The sequence below is a fragment of the Streptomyces sp. NPDC013317 genome, assembly GCF_055563155.1.
In genome coordinates this window covers 330,590-347,003 of sequence record NZ_JBVHDX010000008.1, presented here as the reverse complement: position 1 = coordinate 347,003, position 16,414 = coordinate 330,590, and the positions used below count along the sequence as shown (strand labels likewise).

Annotated in this window: 13 protein-coding genes; 5 read left to right on the top strand and 8 right to left on the bottom strand. The window is 72.9% G+C overall.

What is annotated here, in order from left to right; genetic code table 11:
- Positions 1–586: 586 nt before the first annotated feature.
- From ACZ3IJ_RS22625 to ACZ3IJ_RS22610, 4 genes are read left to right on the top strand one after another with little or no spacing between them, the layout of a single operon-like run.
- The gene (locus ACZ3IJ_RS22625; RefSeq protein ID WP_467470806.1) at positions 587–1,450 is read left to right on the top strand and encodes an NTP transferase domain-containing protein; all 864 of its coding nucleotides are present in this window, start codon (positions 587–589) and stop codon (positions 1,448–1,450) included.
- On the top strand, positions 1,447–2,829 hold the full coding sequence (locus tag ACZ3IJ_RS22620) for a molybdopterin molybdotransferase MoeA (RefSeq protein ID WP_467470804.1): 1,383 nt from the start codon (positions 1,447–1,449) through the stop codon (positions 2,827–2,829). Before ACZ3IJ_RS22625 ends, ACZ3IJ_RS22620 begins: the two co-directional genes overlap by 4 nt.
- Positions 2,817–3,908, top strand: coding sequence for a potassium channel family protein (locus tag ACZ3IJ_RS22615; RefSeq protein ID WP_467470801.1), 1,092 nt, complete (start codon positions 2,817–2,819; stop codon positions 3,906–3,908). The genes ACZ3IJ_RS22620 and ACZ3IJ_RS22615 overlap by 13 nt, the downstream gene beginning before the upstream one ends.
- Before the next feature lie 10 nt (positions 3,909–3,918).
- Positions 3,919–4,908, top strand: a complete 990-nt coding sequence (locus ACZ3IJ_RS22610) for an NAD(P)H-quinone oxidoreductase (RefSeq protein ID WP_467470799.1) — start codon at positions 3,919–3,921, stop codon at positions 4,906–4,908.
- Between the two features lie 70 nt (positions 4,909–4,978).
- Here ACZ3IJ_RS22610 and ACZ3IJ_RS22605 read toward each other — a convergent pair whose 3' ends face one another.
- The 6 genes from ACZ3IJ_RS22605 to ACZ3IJ_RS22580 all read right to left on the bottom strand — a co-directional run bounded on the left by ACZ3IJ_RS22605 (position 4,979) and on the right by ACZ3IJ_RS22580 (position 12,926).
- Positions 4,979–5,524: a bacterial proteasome activator family protein gene (locus ACZ3IJ_RS22605; protein ID WP_383170609.1), complete on the bottom strand. Its 546-nt coding sequence runs from the start codon at positions 5,522–5,524 to the stop codon at positions 4,979–4,981.
- Positions 5,525–5,680: 156 nt separating this feature from the next.
- Positions 5,681–8,548 carry an FtsX-like permease family protein gene (locus tag ACZ3IJ_RS22600; protein ID WP_467470797.1) on the bottom strand — a complete coding sequence of 956 codons (2,868 nt, stop codon included), beginning with the start codon at positions 8,546–8,548 and terminating at the stop codon, positions 5,681–5,683.
- The gene (locus ACZ3IJ_RS22595; RefSeq protein ID WP_467470795.1) at positions 8,545–9,279 is read right to left on the bottom strand and encodes an ABC transporter ATP-binding protein; all 735 of its coding nucleotides are present in this window, start codon (positions 9,277–9,279) and stop codon (positions 8,545–8,547) included. The genes ACZ3IJ_RS22600 and ACZ3IJ_RS22595 overlap by 4 nt, the downstream gene beginning before the upstream one ends.
- A 191-nt stretch (positions 9,280–9,470) precedes the next feature.
- Complete coding sequence (locus tag ACZ3IJ_RS22590; RefSeq protein WP_467470793.1) at positions 9,471–10,160, bottom strand: PadR family transcriptional regulator; 690 nt, start codon at positions 10,158–10,160, stop codon at positions 9,471–9,473.
- Positions 10,161–10,266: 106 nt separating this feature from the next.
- Complete coding sequence (locus tag ACZ3IJ_RS22585; RefSeq protein WP_467470791.1) at positions 10,267–10,497, bottom strand: hypothetical protein; 231 nt, start codon at positions 10,495–10,497, stop codon at positions 10,267–10,269.
- Positions 10,498–11,270: 773 nt separating this feature from the next.
- Entirely contained in the window at positions 11,271–12,926 is a 1,656-nt protein-coding gene (locus tag ACZ3IJ_RS22580) for a protein kinase domain-containing protein (protein WP_467470789.1), read from the bottom strand.
- A 269-nt stretch (positions 12,927–13,195) separates the two neighbouring features.
- On the opposite strand from ACZ3IJ_RS22580, the gene ACZ3IJ_RS22575 reads away from it, so the two are divergent.
- Positions 13,196–14,773, top strand: a complete 1,578-nt coding sequence (locus ACZ3IJ_RS22575) for a protein kinase domain-containing protein (RefSeq protein ID WP_467470787.1) — start codon at positions 13,196–13,198, stop codon at positions 14,771–14,773.
- Between the two features lie 113 nt (positions 14,774–14,886).
- On the opposite strand, the gene ACZ3IJ_RS22570 is transcribed toward ACZ3IJ_RS22575, so the two are convergent.
- Both ACZ3IJ_RS22570 and ACZ3IJ_RS22565 read right to left on the bottom strand, forming a co-directional pair.
- The gene (locus ACZ3IJ_RS22570) at positions 14,887–15,903 is read right to left on the bottom strand and encodes a phosphotransferase (protein WP_467470785.1); all 1,017 of its coding nucleotides are present in this window, start codon (positions 15,901–15,903) and stop codon (positions 14,887–14,889) included.
- A 15-nt stretch (positions 15,904–15,918) separates the two neighbouring features.
- The gene (locus ACZ3IJ_RS22565) at positions 15,919–16,335 is read right to left on the bottom strand and encodes a pyridoxamine 5'-phosphate oxidase family protein (protein ID WP_467470783.1); all 417 of its coding nucleotides are present in this window, start codon (positions 16,333–16,335) and stop codon (positions 15,919–15,921) included.
- Between the last annotated feature and the right edge of the window lie 79 nt (positions 16,336–16,414).

The following is a 16,414-nucleotide window of genomic DNA, read 5'->3' as shown; positions in this document are numbered from 1 at the left end:
GGCGGCTTCCTCCGCTACGTCGCCGACTGCGTCGAACACCCGACGGTCCTGCTCCGCACGCTCTGACCCCACCGGGCGGGGGCGCGCCGGGCGAACACCACCCGGCGCGCCCCCGCCCGTCGCCGTACCGGCGCGCGGCACGGACGCCCGCCGCCCCGCGCCCCGGCTGCCCGCGCCCCGGCTGCCCGCGCCCCGCCGCCCCGCGCCCCGGCTGCCCGCGCCCCGGCTGCCCGCGCCCCGGCTGCCCGGGAGCCGGGGCGCCGACGAGCCGCCTGCCCGGGGCCCGTCTGCTCCGATCTGCCGGCCGACCGGAGCCCGTCTCCCCGGTCCGCCGCACGGGTTCTGTCTCCCTGTCTTGCCGGCCGCGCCCCGGTGCGCCGCAGAGGACCGGTCTCCCCGTCTCCCCGGTCCGCCGCACGGGTTCTGTCTCCCTGTCTCGCCGGCGCGCCCCGGTGCGCCGCAGAGGACCGGTCTCCCCGTCTCCCCGGCGCGCCGCACGGGCGCCGTCTCCCCGTCCCCCGGGGCTCCGTCTCCCTGGTTGAGACGGAGGGGCGCTTCCGGAAGGGGAGCGGATCATACTGCTGGGATGACGATCGGGTATGACGCCATCGTGCTCGCCGGTGGCGGCGCGAAGCGGCTCGGTGGGGTGGACAAGCCGGCGGTGCGGGTCGGCGGCCGGGCGCTGCTCGATCGGGTGCTCGCGGGGTGCCGGGGCGCCGGGCGCACCGTGGTCGTCGGCGGGCGGCGGGAGACCGTGCGGCCCGTCGTATGGGCCAGGGAGGACCCGCCCGGCGGCGGGCCGCTGGCCGGTCTGGGCGCCGGCGTGCGCGAGCTCGGGGCCGACCTGGTGCTCGTGCTCTCCGCCGACCTGCCGTTCCTCGACGAGGACACCGGCCGGCGGCTCCTGGACGCCCTCACTGCCGCGCCCGATGCCGAGGCGGCCCTCCTCGTCGACGCCGACGGCCGTGACCAGCCGCTCGTCGCCGCCTACCGCGCCGCCGCCCTCCGGCGTGAAATGGATCTCCTCATCACCACGCACGGCACCCTCTCCGGGCTCCCGCTGCGTCTGCTCACCCAGGGGCTGCGGCTCGTCCGGGTCACCGCGGGCCCCCTGGCCTCCTTCGACTGCGACACCTGGGAGGACATCGCCGCGGCCCGGGCCCGGATCAGGGAGCATGGGAACGTGCTGGACGAATGGATCACCGCAGTCAAGGCCGAACTGGGCATCGAGATCGACGTCGACACCGGCGTCCTGCTCGATCTGGCCCGTGACGCCGCCCACGGGGTCGCCCGCCCCGCCGCACCGCTGACCACGTTCCTGGTCGGGTACGCGGCCGGCCGGGTGGCCGAGTCCGGCGGTGGACCCGAGGCGGTCGCCGAGGCCGCCCGCAAGGCCGCGGCGCTCGCCGGCCGCTGGGCGGCCGAGGCGGAGCGGGACGCGGCCGGATGACCCCTCAGGAGCGCGCGGCGCACGCCCAGCCCCAGCCCCACCCCGGGTCCGGATCCGAGCCGGGATCCGCGTCCGGGGCCGACGACGACGGCGTGGACGAGGTCCTCGCCCTCGTCGCCCCGCCGCGCGGTGAGAAGCCCGGGTCCGCCGAAGAACACCGCGCCACCCCGTGGCCCGCCGCGCGGTCCGTCGCCGCCCGGGCGGGGGCGGCCGTCGGGGCTGCCCGGGCCCCCCTCCGTACACCGCTCGGGCAGGCGATGGGCCATGTGCTCGCCGAGCCGCTCCGCGCGCTCACCGATCTGCCGTCCTTCGACACCTCGGCCATGGACGGCTGGGCCGTCGCCGGGCCCGGCCCCTGGGAGATCCGCGCGGAAGGCGCCGTTCTCGCCGGGCACGCCCCCGCCGCCCCGCTGGCGGACGGCACGGCGGTACGGATCGCCACCGGTGCCCGGGTCCCGCACGAGACCACGGCGGTCATCCGCAGCGAGCACGCCCGTACCGACGCGAGCGGCCATCTGCACGCCCGGCGCGAGGTCGTCCCCGGCCAGGACATCCGGCCCCGGGGCCAGGAATGCCGCGCTGGCGACCGGCTGCTGCCCGCCGGGACCCGGGTGACGCCCGCCGTCCTCGGCCTCGCCGCCGCGGCCGGATACGACGTGCTGCCGACGCTCGCCCGCCCGACGGTGGAGGTCCTCGTCCTCGGTGACGAGCTGCTGACCACCGGACTCCCCCACGACGGGCTCATCCGGGACGCCCTCGGACCGATGCTCGGCCCCTGGCTCGACGCGCTCGGCGCCGAGGTGCTCGCCACCCGCCGGATCGGCGACGACGCCGACGCACTTGCGGCGGCCGTCACCGGCTCCCCCGCCGATCTCGTGATCACCACCGGAGGCACGGCCGCCGGTCCCGTGGACCACGTCCACCCCGTGCTCGCCAAGGCGGGCGCCGTGCTGCTCGTCGACGGGGTGAAGGTGCGCCCCGGACATCCCATGCTGCTCGCGCGCCTCGACGCCGGCCGCCATCTGGTCGGACTGCCCGGCAACCCGCTCGCCGCCGTCTCCGGCCTGCTCACCCTGGCCGAACCGCTGCTGCGCGCCCTGGCCGGGGCCCCGGCGCCCCAGCCGTACCGCGTCTCCGTACGGGACGAGATCCAGGGGCATCCGCACGACACCCGGCTGGTCCCCGTCGTCCACGCGGGCGAGGAGGCGGTACCCCTGCACTACAACGGTCCGGCGATGCTCCGTGGCATCGCCGCCGCGGACGGGATGGCCGTCGTGGCGCCCGGCGGAGCACGGCGTGGAGAGGCCCTGGAGATTCTCGATCTTCCGTGGCCGATGGCTCCCTCGCTGGGGGCTTCCCAGGGAGGATGTTTCACGTGAAACTTCCCAGCCGTGACGTCATGGCCCGCCAAGCGGACGAGAAGACGTCCCCCTCCCGTATCCGGATGCCCCGGCGTGTCGTCGAGAAGCCCCTGCGGCAGGTGACCAAGCGGCTGCTGATGGCCCTCGGGGTGCTGGCCCTCACGACCCTGATCGTCTACGCCGACCGCGACGGCTACCACGACAACGCCAACGAGACCCTCGACTTCCTCGACTGCGCCTACTACGCGACCGTCACCCTCTCCACCACGGGATACGGCGACATCGTCCCGTACAGCGACTCGGCCCGGCTCATCAACATCCTGGTGATCACGCCGCTGCGCGTACTGTTCCTGATCATCCTGGTCGGCACCACTCTCGAGGTCCTCACCGAACGGACCCGGGAGGAGTGGCGGCTGAACCGCTGGAGGTCCACCTTGCGTGACCACACCGTCGTCGTCGGCTTCGGCACCAAGGGCCGTTCGGCGATCCAGACGCTCTGCGCGACCGGGCTGCGGAAGGACCAGATCGTCATCGTCGACCCCTCCACCAAGGTGATCGAGACGGCGAACGCGGACGGATTCGTCGGCGTGGTGGGCGATGCGACCCGGAGCGACGTCCTGCTCCGTGCCGAGGTCCAGAAGGCCCGGCAGGTCGTCATCGCCACCCAGCGCGACGACACGGCCGTTCTGGTGGCGCTCACCGCGCGGCAGCTCAACCGGGGCGCGAAGATCGTCGCCGCCGTACGCGAGGAGGAGAACGCGCCGCTGCTGCGCCAGTCCGGCGCGGATGCCGTGATCACCAGCGCCAGCGCCGCCGGACGGCTGCTGGGGCTCTCGGTGCTCAGCCCCAGCGCCGGCACGGTCATGGAGGACTTGATCCAGCAGGGTTCGGGCCTCGATCTGGTGGAGCGGCCGGTCATAAAGTCCGAGGTCGGCAAGAACGTGCGGGAGACCGAGGACCTGGTGGTCAGCGTGTTGCGCGGGCATCGGCTGCTCGGTTACGACGATCCGGCGGCCAGCCCGCTGCAGTTGACGGACCGTGTGATCACCATCGTGCGGGCGGCGCCCGTCACCCCGCTGTCGCCGCCGCCCGAGTAGCCTCGCCGCCATGCATGCGATCACGATTCCGGAACCCGGTGGTCCCGAGGCCCTCGTCTGGGCCGAGGCGCCCGATCCCGTGCCCGCCGAGGGCGAGGTGCTCGTCGAGGTGGCGGCCAGCGCCGTCAACCGCGCCGATCTGCTCCAGCGGCAGGGTTTCTACGACCCGCCGCCCGGCTCGTCCCCGTACCCGGGCCTCGAATGCTCGGGCCGGATCGCCGCGCTGGGGCCGGGTGTCTCCGGATGGTCGGTGGGGGACGAGGTGTGCGCGCTGCTCGTCGGCGGCGGGTACGCGGAGAAGGTCGTCGTTCCCGTCGGCCAGCTGCTGCCCGTACCGGACGGGGTGGACCTCGTCACGGCCGCGGCGCTGCCCGAAGTGACCTGCACGGTCTGGTCGAACGTCTTCATGATCGCCCATCTGCGGCCCGGTGAGACGCTGTTGGTGCACGGCGGCGCGAGCGGCATCGGCACGATGGCGATCCAGCTCGCCAAGGCCGTCGGCGCGAAGGTCGCGGTCACCGCGGGTGGCCCCGAGAAGCTCGCGCGCTGCGCCGAGCTCGGCGCGGACATCCTGATCGACTACCGCGAGCAGGACTTCGTCGAGGAGCTGCGCAAGGCCACGGACGGAGCCGGGGCGGACGTGATCCTGGACATCGTCGGAGCGAAGTACCTGGAGCGCAACGTGAAGGCGCTCGCGGTCAACGGCCGGCTGGCGATCATCGGCATGCAGGGCGGTGTGAAGGGCGAGTTGAACCTCGGCGCACTGCTCGCCAAGCGCGGAGCGATCACCGCGACCACCCTGCGGGCCCGTCCGCTGCACGAGAAGACGGCCATCGTCGCGGCGGTGCGCGAGCACGTCTGGCCGTTGATCGGATCGGGGACGGTACGCGCGGTCGTCGACCGTACGGTGGAGATGCCGGACGCCGCCGAGGCGCACCGGGCCCTGGAATCCGGGACCCACGTCGGCAAGGTCCTGCTGACGGCGCCCAAGGCGGGCTGACCAAGAGGCCGCGCCGCCATGCGAAAGGGCCCGGCACACCCCCGAGGTGTGCCGGGCCCTCTCCTACGCCCTACAGGTACGGTCCCGAGCGAATCGCGTGCCCGTGGCCCTGGTCGTCGTCGTCCTCGTGCGACGCACCGGGCGGCAGTGCCCGGCGCATCTGCTCCAGTTGGGCGCGGGCCGCCATCTGCTGGGCGAACAGCGCCGTCTGGATGCCGTGGAAGAGGCCTTCCAGCCAGCCCACCAACTGGGCCTGCGCGATCCGCAGTTCCGCCTCCGAGGGGATGGCCTCGTCGGTGAACGGCAGGGAGAGCCGCTCCAGTTCCTCGACCAGTTCGGGCGCGAGCCCGTCCTCCAGCTCCTTCACGGAGCTGGCGTGGATGTCCTTGAGCCTGACACGGCTGGCCTCGTCGAGAGGTGCCGCGCGTACTTCCTCCAGGAGCTGCTTGATCATGCTGCCGATGCGCATGACCTTCGCGGGCTGCTCGACCATTTCCGTCACCGGGACCTCGCGGGATTCGTCGTCACCCTGAGTGCCGCCGAGCGCCATCCCGTCCTGTCCCACGATGAGGACCTGGGGAGTCTCCTGCGACCGTTCATTCCTCGGCATCTCCATGCCGCCATTCTCTCGCACACGTGCCTCACCACACGGTGTGCCCCCGGAGGAGGGTGATCCACCCTTCTCCGGGGGCACAGGACGGCAACGGTCGCCGCTCAGGTCAGTCAGGGCCGGACCCCTCGGGCCCGGTCAGGCCGGCACCCGTCAGGACGGTCAGGTCGCCTCGCGGCGGGCCAGGGCCCCGCGGGAGCGGGTCACCAGGGCCGCGAGAAGCGCGGCGCCGAGCGGTACGGCGACCAGGAGCGCCGCGAGCGTCTCCCAGGGGACGACGATCGGGACGTACGGCACGTCCGCCGACGTGCTCCAGCCCTGGTCGAGGCTCTCCTGGTAGAAGCGCAGCTCCTGGCGCTCCTCGGTGAGCCGAAGGCCCATCGCCGGAAGCACACCGGCGGCCGATCCGAGGATCACGCCCATCGCGGCGACCACCCCGCACTGGAAGCCGCTGAGCGTGCGGCGGACTCGCGGGGGCGCGCCGACGGCGGACAGCGTCTTCAGGTCGGCCTCGGCGTCGGCCTGCGCGAGGCCGGTGGCGATGCCCGCGGCGCCGATGGTGACGAGGCCGGCGAAGACGGTGAGTGCCAGGAGGACGATGCTCGTGTCGCTGACGAAGCCCTCCTCCACGTAGAGCCCGGTGTCGCTGCCGATCTTGGCGAGCTCGCCGTCGAGCTTCTGGCGCTGCTCGGCGGTGGGCAGGGAGTCGGTGGAGAAGAACGAGCCGAACGGCACCGTCGGAAGGCCGGCGGCCTTCGCGGCGGCCGGGGTGAGGATCGCCCCCACGCCGTAGGCGTTCTCGCCGGTCACCAGGTGGGCGGGGAGGGTCTTGACCTCGCCGGGGACGGGCTTGCCGTCCTGCTCGGCCTGCTGCGCCTTCTTGTTGTCGGTGACCAGCTTGATGCCGATCTTCCCGGAGGCGTCGACGGGAGCCTTGACGAAGGAGACGATCTTCCCCTCCGCGAGGGCCTTCTCCGCGTCGGCGTCCTTGATGCCGAGCACCTTGAGCAGGGAGGCGTCACCGACGACCAGTCCGCCCTCGACGAAGACTCCGCCGCCCAGCTCACCGCCGCGGCTGTCCTTGCAGCGCCAGTCCTCGGCCAACGTGCGACGCTGCTCGACGGTGAACTTCGTCGACGGGTCCTCGCCCTCCTCGAAGGTCCCCCACAGCGGGCAGTCGTTGGCCTCCGGGATGACGATCTCGAAGCGGCCGCAGCCCGCGCTGTCGCTGTACGGTGCGCAGCTCGGCTTGCCGACGAGGATGCGCTGGACATCGGCGCGGGTGTCGACGGGCACCAGGCGCTGCACGGCGTCGCGTACCGCCGCAACGTCCCGCCCGCCCTCTTCCATCACGAACGCGGAGACCGCGCCGTGCGGCAGCTTCGCCGTGTATCCGGCCTCGCCCTGGGCGTCGCGGCTGGCCGCGTACGTGGAGACGGCGACCGTTCCGGCGACCGCGGCGAGCACGGCGGCGACGGCGGGTGCCGTGCGGCCCCGGTTGCGCACGGCGTCCCGCAGGGCGAGGCGCGGTGAGAGCGGGAGCCAGCGGCCGGTGCGGCCGAAGAGACCGACCAGGGCGGGGGTCATGGCGACCACGCCGAGTTCGGCGATGGCGCTGCCGCCCGCGACGATGACGAACTGGTCGGAGATCACCGACCCGTAGAGGGCGATCGCACCACCCAGGAGCAGGGCAGCCAGGCCGACGAGCGGCAGTACGCGGCTGCTGCGGCGGACACCGCGACGGCCGGTGAGCGAGGCGAGAACGGTCTGGCGGGAGGCGGTGACGGCCGGGACGATCGCCGCGAGGAGGCCGGTCAGCACGGCGATCATCGCGATGCCGAACAGCTCCAGCGGGCGGATGTCGAAGGAGCCGAACCGCTGGCCCATGGCGTCTTCGAGGAGCGGGCGCAGGGCGAACGTCAGGATCAGGGCGAGGACGGTACCGACGACGGCCGAGGCGACGCCGATGACGAGGCCGCCGCTCAGCACGATGGCGCGGATGTGGTGACGGTCGCCGCCGTTGGCGCCGACGAGTCCGAGCTGACGGCGTGAACGGCGGGCGCCCACGGCGAACGCGGGGCCGGCCAGGAGGCAGATCTCCAGCATCGCGAGGCCGACGATCGTGCCGGCGGCGGCGAGCTCGGCGGCCCGGGCGCCGGGGCTGGCCTGGAAGTCGCCCCAGCCCTCCTTCTCGTACAGCGGTACGTCGGACTTGGCGGGCGGGTCGAGGAGCACGGCCCGCGAGGTGACGGTCACGCCCTTGGTGTTGACCTTCTGGACCGCGTCCCAGCCGAAACCGCCGGGGGCCTTCACGAGGTACGTGGTGGAGATGTCGGAACCGCTCAGCCCGGCCTTCTCGGCCGCCTTGGCGTACGGGGCGAGGAAGGCGCCCGGCAGGGCGTTGACCTGGTCGGTCTTGAGGTCGTTGGGGAGCTCGTACGAGCCGACGATCCGGAACACGCGGTCGTCGCCGCGCGCCGAGAGGGTGGAGCCGATGCTCAGCCCGCTGGTCTCCAGGAAGTGCGAGGTGGCGGCGATCTCGTCGGCCTTCTGCGGGAAGCGGCCCTCCTGGAGGGTCATGATCCCGCGGGCCAAGGGGTCGCCGGCCTTCAGTTCACGGATCTCGCTCTGCAGCAGCCCGTGGCTGGTGGTGAGCTTGGCGCTTCCGGTGGCGTCCGTGAGGAACGTGGCGCCGGCCGGGAAGGTCTTGGTGACGTCGGTCGGTCCGCTCGGCCAGGCCGTGTCGCCGTAGTCCTTGGCCGTCGTGTTCATCTCGCCGGACGGATCCTGGAGGATCGGCACGCCTTCGACGGAGGCGTCGACGAATCGGCCGTCGGCGGCGCCGATCGACCGGGAGAGGCTCTCCTCGGTGGAGAGCTCCGAGCTGCGCAGGGTCAGATCCGCGGCGCTCACGCCCAGGATGGGCAGGGCGATCATCGCGAGGACGAGGAAGCTGCGTCCCTTGGAGCGCCAGGCGTCACGGCGGGCGATACGGGTCGCGGCACGCCAGGAATGGAGCCAGTTGTTCACCGTTCGGCCGCCTGGCCGGTCAGGAGCGAATCGGCCTCGCTGCGCACGGTCTGGTCGACGACGGCGCCGTCCCGCAGGAAGACGACGCGGTCGGCCCAGGCGGCGAACCGCGGCTCGTGGGTGACGAGTACGCCGGCGGCCCCGGCGTCGCACCGCGCGCGCAGCAGGGCGAGGACTGACTCACCGGTCTCGGAGTCGAGCGCGCCGGTGGGCTCGTCGGCGAGGACGAGACGCCGGTCGCCGACGAGGGCGCGGGCGATGGCGACGCGCTGCTGCTGACCACCGGACATCTCGTCCGGGAAGCGGTCGGCGAGGTGCCCGAGGTCCATCTCCTCCAGCGCGGCCAGCGCCTCGACGCGCGCCTTGCGGGCTGAGGTGCCGTCCAGCTCGCGCGGCAGGGCTACGTTCTCGGCGGCGGTGAGGGCCGGGATGAGGTTGTAGTCCTGGAAGACGTAACCGATGCTTCGGCGGCGCAGGGCGGCGAGGGCCTTGCGGCCGGCGGTGGTGATGTCGGTGTTCTCGACGATCACCCGGCCGGAGGTGGGGGCGTCGAGGCCGCCCGCGATGGTGAGCAGGGTCGACTTGCCGGAGCCGGACGGGCCCATGACGGCGACGAGTTCACCGGGGAACACGTCGAGGTCGATGCCGCGCAGGGCGTGCACCTCGGTGGCGCCGGTGCCATGGACGCGGGTCAGGTTCTGGAGTTGCAGCACGGGCTGCGCTGTGGACATGGAGGGGTCCCCCTTGGACGTACGAACGCGGTCGGGACACACGTACGGAGCGGATGGAGAGGTGGTGCGGGAGGGCGCGGGGCGCCGGGTGGGAGCGGGCGGTGCGGGCGGTGCGGGAGGCGCGGGGCGCCTGGGCGGGAACGGGAGGTGCGGCGCCGTGCTGGGCCGCGGGGGTCGTCTGCGCGGGTGAACTACGTGGACGACCACCTGGACCGCGAGGCGGTCGACGGCGCGGTCGAGGACGCGGATTCGGGCAGGGAGCCCGACGTGGGCGTCCGGGCGGGCTCGTCGGCCTCGCCGGGCTCGGGGGCCCGTGGGTCCCCCGGGACGACGGCGGCCGTCGAGAGGCGGATCAGCCGGGCCTCGCAGTGGTCGAGCCAGCGGGCCTCGGCCTCGGTCTGGAAGATGAGCTGCTCCAGGACGAGGAGCCAGGCCACGTCGTCGCGCTCCCGGGACGCCCCGCTCTCCAGTGCGGCGAGCGCCTGGGCCTTGAGCCGGGTGTAGTCCTGCATCGCCTTCACGGTGTGGCGGCGCTGCGACTGGATGACGGCGCGGATGTCGACTCCGGGCGCTCCGACGGCCATGGCGAGCTTGATGGCGAGCTCGTCACGGGCCGGGCTGGTGCGGTCCACCGGCTTCTCGAACCAGGCCCTGAGCTCCTCGCGACCGCTGTCGGTGATCGCGTAGAGCGCGTGGCCGGCCTCGTCCTCGCCGCCTTGGGCGACCATCCCGTCCCGTTCGAGACGGTTGAGCGTGGTGTAGACCTGGCCGACGTTGAGGGGCCAGGTGGAGCCTGTGCGGGACTCGAACTCCGTACGGAGCTGCGAGCCGTAGCGGGGCCCGCGTTCGAGGAGGGCGAGAAGCCCGTGGCGGATCGACATACTCAGTATGTATACCGAGTATGCCGAGGCGGACAAGCGACCTGAGACGGAACACGGCCGTCCGTCTCAAGGAGGACACCCCGGGTCGGGCGAGGGAGCCGAGACTTCAGCGGCGCCGCATCCTGACGCCGAGAAAACCGATCCCGAGCCCCATGAGAGCCAGCCCCGCGCCCAGCGTGAGTACGGGAATCTGCCGGTCAGCGGCGGTGGTGGCGGTCCGGGAGCCGAGCCGCGGCGCCGCGGCGGGCACGCTCGCGGGCGCCGGAGAGGAGGGCGTGGCCTCCGTCTCGGGTACCGCTTCGGGGACCTCGCCCGCCTCGTCGGTCTCTTCGTCCACCGCGTCCGGCGGCTCCTCGGCTGTTGCGGTTCTGGTACGTGCGGGGTCGGCCGCCGCGTCCGTGCCGCTCGGTTTCGGGGGTCCGGGGGGCCGGCCGGGCCGTTCGCGGCCCTCCCCGGCGGGGCGGCCGGCGAGCGAGCGGGACGGGGTGGGCCCGGGAGCCTCGGCGGGCGGTGCCGGCGCGGGGCGCGACACCGCCGGGGAGGAGGGTGCGACGCCAGGGGGCCGCCGCCCCGGAGGGCCTGACGCGCCGGGGGTGCCCGACGGGCCGCTCGTCGGGGCCGAGGCCGAGGGGGACGGAGTGGCCCACGGGGACGGCCCGTGCTTCCACTGCCTGGAGGGCCCGCCGTTCGGCGCCGTCGTCGTCGAGGGGGCGGGGGCGGGGTGCTCGTGTCCGTACGCCATCGGTACGGCGCCCACCACCAGCCAGCACGCCGCCACCGGGCCGAGCGCCCGCAGGCGAAGCGCCCGCCGCGGCGCGCCCCGCCGAAGCGCCCGCCGTAGCGGCCTGCCCGGAAGGGGTGCCCGCCACCGTGATGCCCGCCACCGAAGGGCCCGCGACCGAAGTGCCCGCCACCGAAGTGCCCGCGTCCGCGCGTCGCGGAGTCCTGGAGTCACCGGGTGACCCCCCTCCCGTACCGAACCGCCGAGGTTTCCCACTCAGCGTCACATGGGGGGACATTTCCGGCATCCGGGCACCCGCGCACGGATGAAGGGCGCGACGGGACGCCGCGCCCTTCGGCCTCTTGGTGGGGTGAGAGGGGTGAGAGGGGCTACTGCCCCGGGTTGCCCGTCGAGATCTCCAGGGTGAACTCGGCGTCGTCCTTCGACGCGTCCGCACCGGCCGGCGGGTACTGGCTGAGGACCGTGCCCTCGCCGTACGTCGCCTCGTCCACCGGGGTCTGCTTCGTGATCTTCCAGCCCGCGGCCTGGAGGCAGTCCTTCACCGACTGGATGTTCTTGTACGTGAAGTCGGGGATCTCGAACTTCGACGGGTCGTCGCTCGACTCCCTCGGCTCGGTGCACTTCTTCACGTCGATGGTCTTGGTGAGGTCCGGACCCTTGTGCCCGGGCGCGGCCGACTGGCTCTGGCCGGGGTCGCCGTCCGCCTTGCCCTCCGGGTCGTCCTTGTTGAGCGAGATCGCGGTGATCACACCGCCGATCGCCAGCAGCGCGACCACGATCGACCCCACGACCACCGGCATGTTCCGCCCGGAGCCGCCTGAGCCGCCCGACCCGCCGGATCCACCGGATCCGTTGTGCATGGGCGTGCTCAGCGGGGTCTGCGGCGACATCTGGTACGGCCCGGGAGTGGGCGTCTGGTACATGGGGGACGGCGGCGGGGTCTGCGCCTGCTGCGGGTACCCGTACGACGGGGCGGGCGTCGGCGGACCGTACGGACCCGGCTGCGGCGTCGGCTGGTGGTACGGCTGCTGGACACCGTGCGTCGAGGGCGGCGGCGTCTGACCGACCGGCGGGAAGACCGCCGAGCCCACACCGGAACCGCTGCTGACGGGCCCGCCGGCCACGATCACCGGCGCTCCGGTCTGTCCGGCCGAGAGCACCCGCAGGCACTCGTCCTGCATCGCGGCCGCGCTCGGGAACCGCTCGTTCGGGTTCTTCTTCAGCGCGCGGGCGACGAGCGCGTCCATCGCCGGAGTGACCGAACGGTTGATGGAAGAGGGCGCGACCGGCTCCTCCTGCACATGCGCGTACGCGATGGCCAGCGGCGAGTCCGCGTCGAACGGCAGGCGCCCCGTAAGGAGTTGGAAGAGCATGATGCCGACCGAGTACAGGTCGGAACGGGCGTCCACCGCACGGCCGAGGGCCTGTTCGGGGGAGAGGTACTGCGGAGTGCCGACGACCATGCCCGTCTGCGTCATCGAGGTGACACCGGACTGCATGGCGCGGGCGATGCCGAAGTCCATCACCTTGACGACGCCGCGCTTGGTCATCATCACGTTGCCGGGCTTGATGTCCCGGTGGACCAGGCCCATTTCGTGGCTGGTCTCCAGCGCGGCGAGGACGTCGGCGGTCACCTTCAGCGCCTTGTCCGCCGGCATCGCGCCGAACTGCTGCACGTCGGAGGCCAGTACGGAGCCGAGCGGCTGGCCCTCGACGTACTCCATGACGATGTACGGCATGACGGCGCCGTCGAGGGTGTCCTCACCGGTGTCGAAGACCGACACGATGTTCGTGTGCGAAAGCTTGGCGACGGCCTGCGCTTCACGCCGGAACCGCTCACGGAAAGACTGTTCCCGGCCGAGTTCCGTGTGCAGCGTCTTGATGGCCACCTGACGGTCCAGGGCGCTGTCGTACGCCAGGTAGACGGAGGCCATCCCGCCTTCGCCGAGCAGGTCGCGAAGCTGGTACCGGCCGTTCGCGACCGAACCGCCCGCATAGCGGCCCTGTGCGCCGTCCTGGCTCATTCGTGCTCCCCCTACGCGCGCGTGGCGGCGCTGATCCGGAATTTCCTGGCCAAGTCTGCCCCAGGGCACCGACACGTCAAGCCGGGTGCCCGTTCCGTGACCGTCCGCGTAAGAAGCGTCTCGGAAGCGTTACACGAAAAGGCCGGAATTTGCATCGGTACACGCGAAGAGGGTTGGATGGCCGGTCCACTCGGACCGTGGTGTCGGACGAAGCCTGTAGCGTGACGGCGGTACGGCACCACACGACGGACACATGACGGCGAGGACTGATGGCACCCGAATCCGAAGCAGGCGGCGGCGGCCTGTCGGGCGCTGCCGCGGAGTCCTGGGGCATCGGCGGAGTGGTCGGCGACGGCCGGTACCGCCTGACCCACCGCCTCGGCCGCGGCGGCATGGCCGAGGTGTTCGCGGCCGAGGACGTCCGCCTGGGACGCACGGTCGCGGTGAAGCTGCTCCGGTCCGACCTCGCCGAGGACCCGGTCTCCAAGGCCCGCTTCACACGCGAGGCCCAGTCGGTCGCCGGCCTCAACCACCACGCGATCGTGGCGGTGTACGACTCCGGCGAGGACGTCGTCGGCAACCAGTCCGTGCCGTACATCGTCATGGAGCTGGTCGAGGGCCGCACCATCCGTGACCTGCTGATCAGCGCCGAGGCGCCCGGTCCCGAGCAGGCCCTGATCATCGTCTCCGGTGTGCTGGAGGCGCTCGCGTACTCGCACCAGCACGGCATCGTGCACCGTGACATCAAGCCCGCGAACGTCATCATCACGCACGCCGGCGCGGTGAAGGTGATGGACTTCGGCATCGCGCGCGCCCTGCACGGCGCGCAGTCGACGATGACCCAGACCGGCATGGTCATGGGCACGCCGCAGTACCTCTCCCCCGAACAGGCTCTCGGCAAGGCCGTGGACCACCGCTCGGACCTGTACGCCACCGGTTGTCTGCTCTACGAACTCCTCGCGCTGCGGCCCCCGTTCACGGGCGAGACGCCGCTCTCGGTGGTCTACCAGCACGTCCAGGACATCCCGGTCCCGCCGTCCGACGTCGCCCAGGACGCGCCGCCGGAGCTGGACGGACTGGTGATGCGCTCGCTGGCGAAGGATCCGGACGACCGGTTCCAGAGCGCCGAGGAGATGCGCGGGCTGATCCAGTACGGCCTGCAGATGCTCCAGCAGGCGGGCGGCCACACCGGCACGTGGAACACCGGCCCGGTGGAGGTGCACGAGGGCGCGCACACGCCGGTCGGCGGTGTCGCGGCGACGGCCGCGATGGGCCACCCGATGCACCACGAGACCTCGCAGGGCCCGATCCTGCCGCCGATGAACCCGGAGGACGGCGGATACGACGGCGGGCACGGCGGCTACGGCCAGAACGGCTACGGCTCGCACCACGGAGGGAAGAGCGGCAAGGGCGGCCGCGCCAAGGCGATGCTCTTCGTGGCGCTCGCGCTGATCGCGATCGTCGCGGGTGTCGCGTACGCCCTGGACAAGGCCGGTGACAAGGGCAACGACAAGCCCACGACGCCGGTGGTCACCGACTCCTCGTCGGCGCCGTCGGACGAGCCGAGCCAGGAGAGCCCGCCGCCGAGCGAGGAGAGCCAGGAGCCGGACACGTCGACGGGCGGCAACCAGCAGCCCTGGACGCCGTCGTACACCCCGTCGACCACGCCGCCCACCACGCCGCAGACGACGCCGCCGACCACCCCGTCGACGAAGCCGACGGACGACGGTTCCGACGACGGCGGCTCCACGGGCGAGCCGACGGACGAGCCGACCGACCCGCCGACGGGCAACCCCACAGACCCGGTGACGGATCCGCCGACCGGTGGCCCCGGCACCACCCCCTGATCCGATCCTGGCCTAGGGGCCTAGGGGCCTAGGGGCCTAGGGGCCTAGGGGCCTAGGGGCCTAGAGGCCCCGAGGCCGACCCGGAGAGCGGCTGACGCCGGAAGCCGGGCCCGTCAGCCCGCGAAGGCGTCGCGTACCGCCTCGTACTCACGTGTCCACCACACCGCCAGGGCCGACGCCGCGGGAAACTGCGGGTCGGCCCTTCGGTCGTGGAGCTGGTAGCGCCAGCGCAGTATCCAGAAGTCGTTGAGCCGCTCCCACCACACCCGGTGCACCGCCGACGCCAGCTCGGCCCCGTCCGCGCCGGCCGCGCGCCGGTAGGCGCGCGCGTACGCACGCACCTTCTCGAGGGCCAGCTCGCCCGCCGGCTGTACGAAGAAGATGGCGGCGGCCCTGACGGCCTCCTCCGCACGGGGCTGGACCCCGAGGCGGTCCCAGTCGACGATCGCGGCGGGCTCGGCCCCCTGGTAGAGCAGGTTCAGCGGATGGAAGTCGCCGTGCACCCAGCCCGCCGCGGTGGCGGGCGGCGGTCGGCGATGGGCGTGCTCGGCGAGCAGCCCGCGGCGTTCGAGCAGCCGGTGCTCGGCGAGCGCGTCGAAGCCGGTGCGTGGTCGGTGGGCGCGGGCCAGACGGAGCAGCTCGTCGATGACCCGGAGGGTGTCCTCGGTGCGGGCGCTCTCGTGGCCCTCACCCGGGGGCGGGGACTCCATGACCTGCTCGAGACAGGTGTGGACGTGCCCGAGGAGCGCGCCGAGGCGCCTGGAGCCGCCGGCGGAGAGCTGGGCGCCGTCGCGGTGGCGGCCGTCGACCCAGGGGTGCAGGGCGTAGCAGCGGCCGCCGATGACGGCGACCGTACGGCCGTCGGAGTCGGCGAGCGGCGGGGCGACGGGCAGGCCGAGGGCGTGCAGGCGCTGTGTGGCGCGGTGCTGACGGCTGATGGTGTCCCGGTCGGCGGTCGGGGCGTCGAGGTGCTGCTTGAGGAAGTAGGCGCCGCGGGTGGTGCGGAGGCGGTAGCCGCGGTTGAGGAGCCCCTGGGTGACGGGTTCGCAGGAGAGCGGCTCGCCGGCCTCGCGGTAGCGGCGCAGCAGGACGCCGACGGGCGGAGCAAGCGTTTCAGATGAGCGCGGCACTCCCCAGATGTTAGATCACGCTACGTGCTGGAGATGTCGCGCGGTGGTGTAGTCGAGCTGGTGCACGGTCACGAACTGGGGCTCGATCCGCATGAAGACCGGATCGAAGGGCTCCCCGTCCACGACCTGCGGGGTGGGGCCGAAGGCGGCCAGCTGCTCCTCGGTGGGTTCGACGACCTCCGCGGTGCCGGTGAACTGCACGGACCAGAGGTTCTCGGCGCCGGAGTTGAAGTTGTCCGCGCCGTAGGCGACGACGCTGCCCGCGCACGCGCGGTGGTAGCCGAGGCCGCGGTGCATCCGGAGCAGGACACAGCCCTCGTCCACGACGTGCCGGGCCGGGGCGACGAACGGCATGGCGCGCATGCTGGTCGCGACCCGTCCGTACGAGACGCTGCCCAGCAGTTCGATGGCGCGGATCTCCTCGGTGGACATGGCCTCCACTCTCCCGCCACCCGGCACTGTGCCGGAAGGGACGCCTGCCCCGGTGCGCCGGGACGTAGGTCCCGAATCG